The organism is Prosthecobacter fusiformis (assembly GCF_004364345.1).
In the GTDB taxonomy this organism is placed as follows: domain Bacteria; phylum Verrucomicrobiota; class Verrucomicrobiia; order Verrucomicrobiales; family Verrucomicrobiaceae; genus Prosthecobacter; species Prosthecobacter fusiformis.
This window is the reverse complement of sequence record NZ_SOCA01000002.1, coordinates 591,922-605,212: the sequence shown is the minus strand read 5'-3', so window position 1 is coordinate 605,212 and position 13,291 is coordinate 591,922. Positions and strand designations below refer to the sequence as shown.

Sequence of the window (13,291 nt, the reverse complement as noted above, 5' to 3'; positions counted from 1 at the left end):
CTAGCGGACTTTTTTGAAGATGTCGGGGTATTTTAAGACGAGTGCAGCGAGGTCGTCTTTGTAGTGCCAGATGATGACTTCGTCGCCTTTGTTGCGAATTGCTTCTCGTTTCGTATGGTCATCCTCCATGACGCTGTTCTCATCGTGCGGTGACCCATCACAGAAGACCCAGGTGTCGGGCGCGTAAAAGAAATCCGGGCGGATATACAGGCCTGGGACACCTTTTTGGGCGGCGTCTGGAAGGCGGCGGCCATGCTTGTGGATGAACTTCAGAAAGGTTTCCTCCGTGGAGGAAGTCGGGTCTTTGTCCTTCATCAACTGCTCGAACTGCTGATCGTAGCTGAGATGGCTCTGCGAAGTGCGCACCTCAATGGTGCAGGAAGCCATTTTTTGCAGGGCATCCTGAATCAAAAAGCGGTCGAGCGTCAGGTGATGAGGCTGATTGTAGTAGCTGAGAAGGTCATCGTAAGTCGCACGCTCGGTGTGTGTCGCATCCTCAAAACGACACAGGCGGATGGCCTCGGCGACCACAAGCTGGAAGGCATCCTTATCTGTAGCGAGTTCAGACAAGACACCGAGGCTGCCTTCACTGGCTTCATAGAGAAAGAGGTTGGGCGTGTCGCTGCCTCCCATAGGCTGACTGCCGAGTTCGGAGGATTCGATCTGGAAGGTGTTCTCAATGGCACGTTTGAGCGCATACATGAGTGAAAGTACGCCATCGCGGTTCAAACCCAGACTTTTGACCGGCTCGATGTATAGGGCATCAGCGGTGGAGTGGGTTTGAATCAGGACGGAGCGGATTTCTTCTTTCGAGGGTTGATCCTGATTTGCGCTTTTCCAGAAGCCTGTATTCAGGCCCAGGGGAAATCCTTCCTGTTTGCGGCCTCGGTCACGTCGATTGAGCTGAACCAGGCGAGCGGCAGGAATAAAGGCGAGATTGAGTAAATCGTCAGTACCCGACCTGACGACTGCACGCTGAACCCGAGACATGTCACCGTCGGGAACGGAAAAGTAGGTATCGATCTCGAAGCCCAAACGGCGGCGTTCCTCCTCCTCGCAGGTGATGTATTCCCTGACTTCGGCTTTGCATTCCGTCAGCGGTAAGACATCTACAAAGTCTTCGCGATTCTTGGATTCGGTAAGATCCACACCCGTGAAAGGACAACAATTGAGCATGCTCTCCGTGTCACTGAGCCAGTAGCCCGAGGACTTGCAAACACGAACCGTGCGGAGCTGAGTGGCGATCTCTGGCTGAATCACTTGGTTGATGCGATACTTCGCGCCGCTGTGATAAATAATGTTTCCGGGGCCGAATTCACGCAGGGCGATGAGGCGAGGGCGTGAGATGTAGTCTCCACCATCTCCTTCGCTCACGAAAACACGGACGGGAAGACGCGTGAAGTTGTAACCAGGAAGGAAGCCCTCGGAGGCTAGATAGCGGAATACATAGAACTCCGTCATTTCCGTGCTTCCTCCGGAACTCTCGTTTTTCAGGAGTTTAAGTTGGATTGATGCCTGATCCTGAAGGCGCTTTTGCTGCTTATATTCATCGCTGCCGAAAATGAGCAGCCCGCTCTCAATGCTTTGCGATGCTTTGGTTAGGCTGGCTCGAGCCTCCCTGTATAAGGTCCGCCAGCGAGTGAGCGCGGCATCAAGAGAATTGGGAATACCGGTGATGTGCTTGTCCAGCCATTCCTGGGTAAACCAAAGCTGTGTTTCAAGATTCGCGTGGAGAAGGCCAAGCACATTGCGGAACTGTTTGGTAATCCGGGAACGGGTAGGTTCATCAAGCGTAAGACGGGCACGAACATCGGTGCGCATTTGCAATTGCGGATGCTCGACTTCCAGAATGTCCGTCACAGAATCGTGAAGTTGCGGCAGGCCTACATCGGAAAGAACAAAGGCATTGAGGTGGGATTCGAGCAGTTCTCGATTGGCAAGGTCCAGGCGCGGTGCTTCCACGGAACCTGAGACGAGTTTCTCGCGGTTTTGGAAATAGTGCCGGTCGTGAGGCGAATAGGATGAGCAATAGGTGAAGACCAGCGCTGCCTGTCCACTGCGTCCAGCACGTCCGCTGCGTTGAGCGTAGTTGGCCGGATTCGGTGGAGCATTGCGCATGTGAACAATGCTAAGGCTGGAGATGTCGATGCCTAATTCCATGGTGGGCGAGCAGAACAGGGCACTGATGGAGTCAGCGCGAATCTTAGACTCATCAGCCGAGCCATCGGGGAGCTTCCATTCAGCGCGGAACTTCTCCTCACGCTCGATACGAGGCTCATTCTTTAGCTGCCCGGTGTGGTCGGCACCGACGAGGTTTTTCAGAGCGGAAAAGTCGGTCAGATAGAGAGACTGGAAGAAGTTATTGGGCTTTTCTCCATATTCTCGGTAGCTCCGCAGTTTCACCTCATCACGACGCACCGTCTTTTGGTCACCTGCTCTCCAGAGGATGTGATCGAGTTTGAGCTGATAGACAGAAACTTCTGCATTGGATTCCGAACGGGCCTTACGGGTGATCAGGTAGTCCGCGCGGCACAGGGCATCCAGTAAGGTGGCAAGAAATTCGTCATAGGCATTTCTGTCCACCACGGCTTCAGGGAACTGTTCTTTGATGAAGTGTTTGACGTATTTGCCGAAGGCGCTGGCAATGCCCAAGGAACCGCTGCGATTTTCCCGCCGGTGCAGCTTGCAGGTGCGCAGAATGGTGGGACGAAACACATCCGGGCCTTCAAAAGTCCAAGGAGCACGGAGTTTGTCTTTGAACTCCTTGTCAGCCTCGATTAGCGTGGAGCTTTCCAGCAGCGTTTGGCTGTAAATCGCATACTCTAAACGAAAGTAATCGAGAACATTTCGAATGAAGAGAGCACGCTTCTCTGGCCCGAGATTGCAAACGTATGGCACATTGGCCCAGCCCGGCTCATGGGCTGCGTTTGAGTCGAGATGTTCGTAGTCAATGGTCAGCAGAGCGCACTTCTCCAAATTGGGCAGAATGACGCGCCAGCCTCGGCGAAGATCGTGAATGGCTTGATAGGCAAGGTAGCGACTAAAGACCTCTTCGTATTGAGTGCGGACGGCAGGAAATGGATTCAGGTCTGACGAGTGGGCATAGCTGGCAAAGTTCAGTTTCAACTCGCAGAAAACAGCTTCTCCGATTTGCTTGTAATTGAGAGTTTTGCCAGGAGCCGTGGCAAGGGCGCGGGCAATAGCTGCGCGGACGCGGACAACACGGATGAAGTCGTTGAAGTGGCCAGCTTGGAGAGCCGCATCCTGACGATTATCAGTAAAGCTGAGTATCTTCTGATCTTGTAGGGGAAATTGCCGCGCGGACATCTCTCGTAGGACGAGAAAAGAAGTGATGGTGGTCGAAGTGCTGCGACCTTCATTGCCAAGGGTTGTCAGCTTGGTGCGCTCGTTTGTGTTGCCATCGAAGAACAATCCGGCGGTAGGATCGAAAAGAAGTCCCTTGGGGGCAGAACGCATGAACCACCCCATGAGTGGAAGGCTCACCTTTCCGAACTCGACACGTCCTTCAGCATCGTAGGACACCTGCATGGGCATTCGCTCGGCATATTCCTTCTTTACGGTCCCTGCGTCGAGATTTTGAATCCAGGCAGGCGGAAGATTCTCGAGATCTTCAGATGGGTTCCAGATCTCTAATTCACCGGGGATGATGTAGCCAGCGACATGATCTTCGCTTTGCGATTCCGGAGTGTTGAAATCGCGAGGGAGCAACCTGCCCGTCTTTGTGTCGTGGAAAACGCAGATGTACGTTTTGCCCGAGGCGCGGCTGAAGACGTGGGGAAAGATGAACCGCTCACCTGAAGGGTCGGAGTGGTGAACGCCGGGTTCGAGTGTGATGAAGCGGTCTCCAGGAATGCCGAGGGTGGAATAGACGGAACCTGTCTGAGCGAAGAACTGGTGGAGCCGGAACGGGAGAATGGTGTAGCGCTGGCCAGCTTTTGCTAGCCGAAGATTGATTTCACTGATCCACAACAAGAGTGCGGCAAGATGTGAAATGCATGCCTCCACGTCCTCACCGCTATCTTCGGCAAGCAAAGAAGCGATGTCTCGAAGTTGGCGGGGAGTGCCGCGTTTCAGTCTCCCACCCGATTCGTGGTCAACACTAAGAGCGATCTTTCCTTCCAGCCAAAGGGCGGTTGGGTAGGTCATTAAAGCTTCAACGCCAGCAGCAGTCGGTATGCGCGAATGGACGGCTTTTGACAGCTCCACAGCCTCTGGGGTAACGCCTGACCCTGGTAATGACCTAGCCAGTGTTTCTCCAATGATTTGATCTGCGGTGAAAGGCTCGCCAAAGATCTGCTCCGCGACTGATGCCACTGCGACTTTTTGATCATGATAGCTGCCGCTGGAGACCATCGTCGCCGACGTGCCAATGGTCGTTATCGGGTATTTGCAACAACCACGAATTCGCCGGATGAGCATTCCAATATCAGCTCCCTGCCTTCCTCGATAGGTGTGGAGTTCATCAAAAACCAAGAAGCGCAGTGAGCTGTAGATTGAGTCCCGGATCCCACGCTCGCCGTGCCGAGTCAGCAGCAACTCCAGCATCATGTAGTTCGTGAGAAGGATGTCTGGTGGTGAGTCGATGACTTGCTTGCGAATTTCGGATTTGGTCTGTCCTGTGTATGCAACAAACTTGAGCGGGAAAGGTTTGCCCGTGCTAGCTTCATAGGCTGCGGCGAGCTTCTTCAATTCCTCTTCCTGGGAGTTGATGAGAGCGTTCATCGGATAGACCAGGATCGCCTGCACACCCTTGCCTGCGCCGGAGCGAAACAGATGATTGAAGATGGAACCCAGATAGGTCAGTGACTTGCCTGAGCCCGTGCCCGAGGTGACGACAAAACTGCTTGGCTTTGCCCCCAGCCTCATCGCCTCAATTTGATGAGAGTAGAGAGAAAATCCGCTAAAAACCTTTCCACCCTCAGCGTGCAGCATTCCATCATTGACCAGGGTTTCAATGGAGCCATTCTTCTCGAAGGAAGGGTTGAACTGAATGAGTGGCTCAGGCCAGAGTTTCCCTGTTTTCAGTGCTTCCTCGACTTTGTACCGAATATCGGAGTCGTGAATATCGATGAAGCTCTTGATGTAGTCCTGGTAGCCTTCCAGAATTTTGGAGTGAAGGGAGAGAGCGTCCATTTGCGATTTTTATGTGCGACTGGTGGCCAGCATTTGCGTGTGATGAGACATTCATAGGGTTGCCGCCTCGCAATTTCGACAAAAACTGCAAGAATAGCAGCGACCCGCTCGAAAAACTGCTCAATTTTAGACGCCGTGGTGGTCAACTCCGCCCAAAGAAGCCTTACAAACGAGCATCCTCTCTCAAAGCCCTTGGGCACAGAAGGGGCGAAGCCTTTTTATCCACCGCGAGCTGATCTTGTCGTCGACAACATGGAAATCTCCCGAGCTGGAACATTTGGTTGCCAAACACCGCCTTGGTGGGACACAGTTAAGCAATTCTCTCACTGAACTATGGGACACGTGCCTTGGAACCCTTCCGATGACTCGCCGTTGGAAGGAGGTCATCCGACTGCTTGCCGAGGATGCAGGGGTGTCGAAAATTGCTGACGCGACCATGTCAGCTGCGGACAAGGCGCTGGAGCGAATGAGCAGTGATCCCAGAATTGCACATGCAGCTTGGCTGCTTTACCCCCACACGCCTCTCTGGCCGATGTGGAATGCCCCGAAAATATTGCTACAAAAACAATCCAAAAAGGTATCAATGCTCGTCTGAAAGCGCCTCTGAAACACCTGTCCCCATTCAGATTCTGGAACATCCCCACGCTCGGGCACCATGACGAAGGCGACGTGCAAAGGAATGTCCCGACCTCCTTGCCTGATTGTGCTGGTGAGAATACCTCCGGTAGTAGCGAGGTTTTGGCGATGCCATTGCGATTCCCTCACCGGGTAAATCAAACCGCAGCCCCCGACATCAAAATGGTTCGTGGCCTGTCCGACGTAGGTGTGCAGTTGGAAGAGATCTTCTCGATTCACACCGGGGCTTCTCCCGTCGAAATGAAAGTTCTTGTATTTGACATCAAACACAAAAGTTCGGCCCTTATGCTCAAAAACGAGGTCCGGGATCAGCGCTCGGCGGGCGTGAGGAATGCCTGGGGAAATGGACCACTTGCTTGTCGCTTTGTCATGCAACTGCATGCCCGCTTTGCGAAGCAGCTTTCGTATGAAATACTCAAACAGCATCGAGACATCAAACAGGAGAGCGCTGGTCTGATTGTTGTGACCTACATCGGCCAGATCACCTTTCAAGATGCGCTTGGCCAGGTCCATGACCGGATTGTAATCGGCATAGTAAGGGTTTCGGATGGGAGGTGCTGCAAGCAGTGTTTGCAGAGGATGACGACGACCTCCTGTGGCCGTCTGGAAAGTCTGCTTGAGAGAATGCAGGCCGTGAAGACCTGAGCGTGCATCCAGATCCTCAAGAGTGCGGGCTATGAGCTGAGTTGCTGGATTATTATAGCTGTGCTCGCGGTAGGTACAGGCAAAGCGAGCCCTCGACTGATTCAAATGGCAATCGATTGGATCCATCCGTCCTCGCACCTGCGTCAGGGATTCTTTGCGGGTTTCATACGATTTCGGCATTCCCAAGCGAAACGCCTTCTTCAGCTTGATCAGCCAAAAGTAATTCAGCAGCCATTCGTAACCTCCTTTGGCCGTTCCACCCTGTTCTGGGATCTCGGCAAACCCATCGGCGTCTGCGATGATGTAGCGGAGGAACTCGTCGCCAAAGCGGCTTGAGATGCGGAGGGTGTGGCCTCCCGACTTGATGGAGCCAATGAGGTTTCCTGTGGTGAGGCTGAAATTCAGAGGATCGAATCCACTCAGGGCGATCAACGGATCATCCGTGTTGTGTTCGTAGTCAGCCTGTGGAGAACGCAGAACAATGTTAGCTGGGTCGATCTGGAGGTTGGCAGCGCTTTGCAAAAGTGGCCACACAGCCGCTGGATTATTCGCAGTGCGTCCCTGTCTAATCTCTACCTTTTCTTGACGCCATCCCGACTGGAAGACTCCCAGAACTGCCTGGTGATGCGTGTTGTCCACCAAAGTCCCGTCGCTCAAGATCTGGCTCAGTGACTTGATCACGCGATTCCAAAAGCTTTTCTGAATTCAGGCATGAGGCCCTCCGCTCGCCCCGATCCTCGGAGATATTCTTCAAGCAGGGGTTCGATGGAATCCTCCCAGACTCTAGAGCGGACTTCGCTGCAACTCAGCGTGTTGGGATACCTGAGATTCATCAAATAGGCATGCCCAATTTCATAGTCGGGACCGAGGATATCCGTTTGCCGGATCGCTCTATTCAAGGCCTCCAGGTTGTCTGCAAGCTTTGCCCACGGCCTTGATCTGTTTGCCTGCAAAACATCCCGCTGAGTAAGATGATACCGAAGAGTCGAGATGTCAGGATCAATCCGCTCCCAGCGGAACCGGCGGCGGAGAGCGAGGTCAAAACTCTCCACGCTGCGGTCAATGGTGTTCATGGTGCCAATCAGATAAACATTGTGCGGGATGAAAAACCTTGGCCCACCCGCAGTGTTAAGCATGGTGCTCTCTCCGGTATTCAAAGCGGCGTACTGTGTGGAGATGGCTCCTTGAGTCCCCCGATACTCAATGCAGAGCATCAGTTCACCCAGCACCCGTGAAAGCTCGGCCCGGTTGATTTCATCAATGATGAAAAAGAAAGGCGGAGTGACGTCCGCAATCTTCACCGAATCATCCAAGGTGGCAATGTTCTGCCAACTCGGATGCTGTAAGGATCCTCCAATGTGAGGCTTCAGTTGTCCAAGGGTCAACTCAGGCCACTTCGCGGCCAAATCCGGCCCATCACCGGGAATCTGGTAAACGTCAATTTCCCAGGCACCTGCTCTCTGACAGAACCGCTTGAAGATGCCATTCTGCAACCGGAGCTGCCAGCTGCCTTCCAGCGTGGAGACGGGACGCAATCCCTCAATAAAATCTTCGTAACCGTAGGAGGGATGGAACTGGACGATCTCGGAGCATTGATCAAACTTCAACTCAGGATCAATTCGCCCATGTTTTTCCTGCCAGATGGAGAACAGGAGCCGGGAGTTCTGTTTGGCGCTGTACGTTTTTCCCGTCCCTGGTGCGCCATACTTCACCACTTGCTTCTTAAGACTGAAGGGGTTGGCGATGTTTTGAGAAAGCTCCCAGACAAAGATGCTCAGCAGCTGTTCAGGGATCTTTTTCGGGTCGTTATCGCTCATCGATATTTCATGGGCAAACACCTCGTGAAGGCAGCCCATCAAGTGGACATTTTTATCATACCAGTCTGCCTCAAGAGCATCTGTCGGCGCGATGAGTTCTTCATTAACCAGCCACGCGAAAACTGTTTCAAAATCAGCCCCGTTCACCGTGCTGCTGACATCACAAGTGCAGGCTGCGAGGGTGCGGTTGATCAGCAGCGGATTCCGGCTGGCTCCATGCTTTTGGCGGACCATCTCCCACGCAGCCGAGAAGCCATCAAATGTCTCGCGGTTCGGAGCCTTGATCATTTCCTCCAAAGCCAAAACGAAGCTGTTCTCCTCGATGAAGCGGAGGAAATTTTCCCAGCTAAGAACCGACTGGCCTCGGGATGAAATGCCGTTTGTCTTTTCATAGATCAGCTGCTTGGCGAATGCCCGCCAGGGATCCTCTGACTCAGCAAAGGCAGTGTTGGTGTAAGCGGAGTGTTCGCGGAGTTTGTGCCCAGCCACCAGTGCTTCACGCACATTTGCCACCTTACGACAAAAATGCAGGTAGTCGAGAAGCCATCCATCTACATGAGGCCGTCGATGGTCGATCAAGTAGGTGTAGAGATTTCGAATTCGAGTAGCACTAGTCACGATAAAGAAGGAGTGGTTGTCTGCTGCCAGGACATGGAGTGGGGTGTTATCCAGACGTGTCCTAATGCGGACATATTGCAATACTTAGCAAGCGATAACGTGTTGGGTGGCAAACCCGCCTCCCGACCAATTTTCCAGTGTTCTCGCCTCCGTCTTCAAGGAGACGCGGGAGAAGGCTGGACTGTCGCAGAAGAGGCTTTCCGAAATTTCCGGCGTGGGAAGAACCGGTATTGTGACCATGGAGGCAGGGGACCGGATTCCATCAATCCTCATCTGCAAAATGCTGGCAGATGGAATGAAGGTGCCACTGGCAAATATTGTGGCGGAGGTTGAGCGCCGATTGAATTCTTCCCGGTGTTGAGCCTGAAAATTCAGCAGCTTGCATCCTTATTGGCTGCCCCTTGCAGCGCGCACTTGCTGAAGAAATGCTGGGATCTTCTTTCCAACCAGTGCGTTCGTTGAGGTGCCGAAGGAGCAGACTCCGTAGCTGTTGGCTACTGAGACTTTCATCTTCACCAGCGGGGCCGTGGCGATGGTCTCGAAGTCGTTGTAGTCGATCATAAAACGGCGGGTGGACCAGGGGCCGTACTCTGTGGTGAGACTGGCCGTTTGAGCCACAATTGTCCGGCCACCGACATTGAAGGCGAGGCCAAACACGTTTTGAATACCGACCACTCCAACAGTGAGGTAAACTTTGTCAGGGGTGGAGGAATTCCAACTGAAGCCCAGAGGCAGCGGTTCCTCACGCATGCTGGATGCTGCGCAAACGGGATCCTGGCGGATGATCGTCGCACCATCAAAATCATCTTTGGTGACACGCACTCCAGGCGTCACGGCTGAGTTGAAGGACTGGCAGCTGGCCAAGATGGAGATGGCGAGCAGAGGGGCAATGAAGCGAGGATGGATGGATTTCATGATGTTGAGCCCAGCGGCTCAAACACATTTAACGCTACTTTCTGTATGTCGAATCAAAAGTAGCAGCGCGCTATTCATTGAGGCTTGGCCTCGCTCTCAAAAAACTCCCGTGAAATCGCCCGCAGTCTTGGACGCGTGGTGAGGCAGTTGCGTGAAGAGAGGAGTCTGTCCCAGGAGGAATTTGCGGTGCTGACAGGGCACCACCGGACCTACATCGGCTTTCTGGAACGCGGAGAGCGTTCGCCCAATATTGAGACGGTTGACCGCATTGCTCGTGCTCTGGAATTGAAGGCGTCTGATTTGCTTCGGGAAGCGGGGTATTGATCTTTCCATGCCATCAAGATTCAGCTTCTGAGTTGGGCTCAGATCAACCGGAGAGCTGGCCAAGAAGGTGCGTGTGAGTAGCCTCAAGGGGTGTCAGAAACAACAGCTTGTTATGCCGCTTCGATGATGCGTTTTCAGCCATAAAATGCTTGCATTTGATTGTCGTTATGATTCTATCTGCGGTCACTGAAATCTTTGTGCGGCGGTGCCCATAAAGTTTCTCATTAGGCTCGGCGGTGCCAGCCAGGGCGAGATGCCCGTCATTTGATAAAATGTGACGTCAGACCCAAATGAAAGCGTGCCAGAATTTTGGCGGCAGTGCCCCAGAATTCTCACACGGAGGCGGCAGTGCCCCTCTGTCGGGAGAGAGACCCGAAATGTGAGACCGGAAGAGTTCATAAAGGCTGATTGAAAGCTGAGATCTAACAAAAAAAACGCACGCGATGCCGTGCGCATAGATCCACACCCTCACGCCATGGAAATCCCCCGTGGAAGTCCATGCCCTCATGCCAACGCCAAATTATTATGTATTCCCATCTCTCCATTGAAACCATCCCTGTCGCCCAATTAACTGCCCATCAGCACAACCCTCGCAAACACAGCAAGAAGCAGATCCGCCAGATCGCCGACAGCATCCAGACCTTCGGTTTCAAAGCGCCTGTCCTGGTGGACGCGAACAGCCGCTTGATCTGCGGCCATGGCCGGGTTGCCGCCTGCAAATTGTTAGGCATCGACCAAGTCCCTGCAATCCGAGCTGATGACTTGGATGACAGCAAGATCCGCGCTTTCATGATTGCTGACAACCGGCTGACGGAAAACGCCGAATGGGACAACACCTTGCTGGCAGAGAACTTCAAGTTCCTCTCTGATCTCAATCTGGATTTTGAACTTGAAGTCACCGGGTTCGAGTATGGTGAAATCGAAAATCTCCTCTCACTGGACGAGGATGGTTCATCGGAAGAGCCTCCGGTTCCAAATGCAGATTCGCTTCCTTCCATCACCCGACTTGGAGATGTTTGGCAACTTGGCGAACACCGCATTCTATGTGACAACAGCCTTGACCATGGGTCTTATAAAACCCTGTTCACCGGCTCCGAGAAAGCCTCCATCATCTTCACCGACCCTCCCTATAATCTCTCCGCCAGGGACATCGGCAAGGTCTGCGAAGCCAACCATGGTGACTTTGCCATGGGTGCGGGAGAGATGACGGCGGCAGAGTTCCAGGCATTTCTCGAAACGGTCTTTGATCACCTATCATCGTTTTCAACCAACGGTTCCATTCACTACATCTGCATGGACTGGCGGCATGCTTTTGAGCTGGTTGCCGCAGGCAAAGCCGTGTATTCAGAATGGAAAAACCTGTGCGTCTGGGCCAAGAATGCCGGAGGCATGGGCACGTTTTACCGCAGCCAGCATGAGCTCGTTTTCGTGTTCAAGAACGGTACCGGCAAACACCAGAACCACTTTGAGCTAGGCCAGCACGGGCGTTATCGCACGAACGTGTGGAATTATCCCTCGGTCATGCATTTGAAGGACAGCGACGGTGACAAGGGTGGCAATGAAGCGCTCAACCTTCATCCAACCATCAAGCCTGTGGCCATGATTGAGGATGCACTCAGGGATTGCTCACGTCGCGGGGAAATCGTTCTCGACCCGTTTCTGGGCAGCGGCAGCACGCTCATTGCAGCCGAAAAGACCGGTCGCATCTGCCACGGGATTGAGCTGTCACCGCGCTACGTGGATGTGGCCATCACACGCTGGCAGGAATGGACCGGCAAAAAAGCCGTCCATGTTGAAACGGGAATCACTTACAAAGACCGCAACCTCCTCTGATGCCGCCATGAACTCGGAAGACAAAAACAACAGCGATGAAGAAGTGGGCTATGGCAAACCGCCAAAGAAGTTCCAGTTCAAAAAAGGCCAGTCAGGCAATCCGCTTGGCCGACCCAAGAAAAGGAAGAAAAACACAGAGATCCTCAACGAAATGCTCGATGAAAAGATTTCGGTGAGCGGCAGGCTCATCACCAAGCGTGAAGCGCTGTTCATCTCCATCCTCAATGATGCAATCAAAGGAAAGGCAAGTGCGCGCAACACGCTCCTATCTATGATCCAAAATGAAGAGGTCGAGCTGGAAGACTTCGACGAAAACCTGGATGACCAATTGGCATTGCTTGATGCACAACGTCGTTTCGCGAAGCGCGGAAAGGAGGAACTATGACTGAGTCCCAATTGATTTACAGGACACGCCTCGACAGTTTCGTCGACTTTGCATTCCGGGAGCTTAATCCGGGAAAAAGTTTCCTTCCCCACTGGCATATCACGCTCATGGCGGAGCTCATTCAGACGAGCTATCAGGAGACTCGGCACGACAAGAGACGGCTGATCTTCAACCTGCCTCCCGGCTATCTGAAAACCCACGTTTGCTCGGTTTCGTTTCCTGCATGGCTTCTGGGACGAGACCCGAAGAAATCAGTATTGATCCTTTCTGAGCATCCAGAGTCAGCTCTTCAAATCCAGGAACTATGTGCTGAACTGATGAGTTCCAGCCGATACCGCTCGACTTTTCCCAGGGCTGCCATCAAGAGCAGTTCAAAGGCGGTTGAGCTGAATTACGGCGGAGGCATCCGGCATGCTGGCGTGGGATATACCTCGTATCATAAGAAGAGCGACATCGTCATCATTGATAACCCGCAGAGCCTCCATGGCCTGGACAGGTCCCGCCCGGAACAATTCGCGGAAATCGAGCGGCTGTTGAAAAATCCGAAGGAAGGTGTGGTTGTAATGGCTACCCGTCGGCTCGGTGAAAATGACTTGAGTGCGTTTCTCGCCCGGAAACCTGCCTGGACAAAGATCGCGTTACCTGCTGTGGCTCTCAAGGACAGGATCTGGCCTTTCCCGCCGGAAATACCTCATCAACAAAAGGCAGGTGATCTGCTGCACCCCAGCCTCGAAGGCTGGAATGACCTCGAACGTCATCTGAAGGACATGGGTGGGGAAGCGTTCAGCTATCAATATCTGCAAGGCCTGTATTCACCCTCTTCCGACCCGGTGACTGAGACCCATGAAAAGGATGGCAAGACTTATATCAGCATCAGCGAACCCAGCCCGACCAAGGTCACAATGAAGTTTCTGAATGACCTGCGGGCACAATCCAAAAACAAACCTCTCTGTATGACTTGATG

9 protein-coding genes are annotated in these 13,291 nt (G+C 53.1%); 5 read left to right on the top strand and 4 right to left on the bottom strand.

The annotated features are described in order from the left end of the window. The 3 genes from EI77_RS08390 to EI77_RS08380 all read right to left on the bottom strand — a co-directional run bounded on the left by EI77_RS08390 (nucleotide 1) and on the right by EI77_RS08380 (nucleotide 8,756). The gene (locus tag EI77_RS08390; RefSeq protein WP_133794615.1) at nucleotides 1-5,154 is read right to left on the bottom strand and encodes a DEAD/DEAH box helicase; all 5,154 of its coding nucleotides are present in this window, start codon (nucleotides 5,152-5,154) and stop codon (nucleotides 1-3) included. A 507-nt stretch (nucleotides 5,155-5,661) separates the two neighbouring features. Beyond that, on the bottom strand, nucleotides 5,662-7,116 hold the full coding sequence (locus EI77_RS08385) for an McrC family protein (protein ID WP_166647126.1): 1,455 nt from the start codon (nucleotides 7,114-7,116) through the stop codon (nucleotides 5,662-5,664). Then, on the bottom strand, nucleotides 7,113-8,756 hold the full coding sequence (locus EI77_RS08380) for an McrB family protein (RefSeq protein ID WP_208300303.1): 1,644 nt from the start codon (nucleotides 8,754-8,756) through the stop codon (nucleotides 7,113-7,115). Before EI77_RS08380 ends, EI77_RS08385 begins: the two co-directional genes overlap by 4 nt. 220 nt (nucleotides 8,757-8,976) lie before the next feature. Here EI77_RS08380 and EI77_RS24185 point away from each other — a divergent pair, with 220 nt between their 5' ends. After that, on the top strand, nucleotides 8,977-9,231 hold the full coding sequence (locus tag EI77_RS24185; RefSeq protein WP_166647125.1) for a helix-turn-helix transcriptional regulator: 255 nt from the start codon (nucleotides 8,977-8,979) through the stop codon (nucleotides 9,229-9,231). A gap of 26 nt (nucleotides 9,232-9,257) precedes the next feature. Here the strand turns inward: EI77_RS24185 and EI77_RS08370 are convergent, their stop codons facing one another. Next, nucleotides 9,258-9,785, bottom strand: coding sequence for a hypothetical protein (locus tag EI77_RS08370; RefSeq protein ID WP_133794609.1), 528 nt, complete (start codon nucleotides 9,783-9,785; stop codon nucleotides 9,258-9,260). 84 nt (nucleotides 9,786-9,869) lie between these two features. On the opposite strand from EI77_RS08370, the gene EI77_RS08365 reads away from it, so the two are divergent. The 4 genes from EI77_RS08365 to EI77_RS08350 all read left to right on the top strand — a co-directional run bounded on the left by EI77_RS08365 (nucleotide 9,870) and on the right by EI77_RS08350 (nucleotide 13,289). Beyond that, nucleotides 9,870-10,109 (top strand): helix-turn-helix domain-containing protein, encoded by a 240-nt coding sequence (locus EI77_RS08365; protein ID WP_243838722.1) that lies wholly within the window; start codon nucleotides 9,870-9,872, stop codon nucleotides 10,107-10,109. A gap of 525 nt (nucleotides 10,110-10,634) precedes the next feature. Beyond that, a complete protein-coding gene (locus EI77_RS08360; protein WP_208300302.1) occupies nucleotides 10,635-11,942 on the top strand; it encodes a site-specific DNA-methyltransferase in 1,308 nt (435 codons plus the stop codon). Then, the gene (locus EI77_RS08355) at nucleotides 11,899-12,327 is read left to right on the top strand and encodes a DUF5681 domain-containing protein (protein ID WP_133794605.1); all 429 of its coding nucleotides are present in this window, start codon (nucleotides 11,899-11,901) and stop codon (nucleotides 12,325-12,327) included. Before EI77_RS08360 ends, EI77_RS08355 begins: the two co-directional genes overlap by 44 nt. Nucleotides 12,328-12,434: 107 nt before the next feature. Next, a complete protein-coding gene (locus tag EI77_RS08350; RefSeq protein ID WP_166647124.1) occupies nucleotides 12,435-13,289 on the top strand; it encodes a hypothetical protein in 855 nt (284 codons plus the stop codon). Nucleotides 13,290-13,291: the final 2 nt, after the last annotated feature.

What these genes read in the sequence shown, in the direction of transcription:
- EI77_RS08360 (WP_208300302.1), top strand. Translation starts at nt 10,635, where the DNA reads ATGTATTCCCATCTCTCCATTGAAACCATCCCTGTCGCCCAATTAACT.
- EI77_RS08350 (WP_166647124.1), top strand. Translation starts at nt 12,435, where the DNA reads ATGGCGGAGCTCATTCAGACGAGCTATCAGGAGACTCGGCACGACAAG.
- EI77_RS08355 (WP_133794605.1), top strand. Translation starts at nt 11,899, where the DNA reads ATGTTGAAACGGGAATCACTTACAAAGACCGCAACCTCCTCTGATGCC.
- EI77_RS08390 (WP_133794615.1), bottom strand. Translation starts at nt 5,154, where the DNA reads ATGGACGCTCTCTCCCTTCACTCCAAAATTCTGGAAGGCTACCAGGAC.
- EI77_RS08370 (WP_133794609.1), bottom strand. Translation starts at nt 9,785, where the DNA reads ATGAAATCCATCCATCCTCGCTTCATTGCCCCTCTGCTCGCCATCTCC.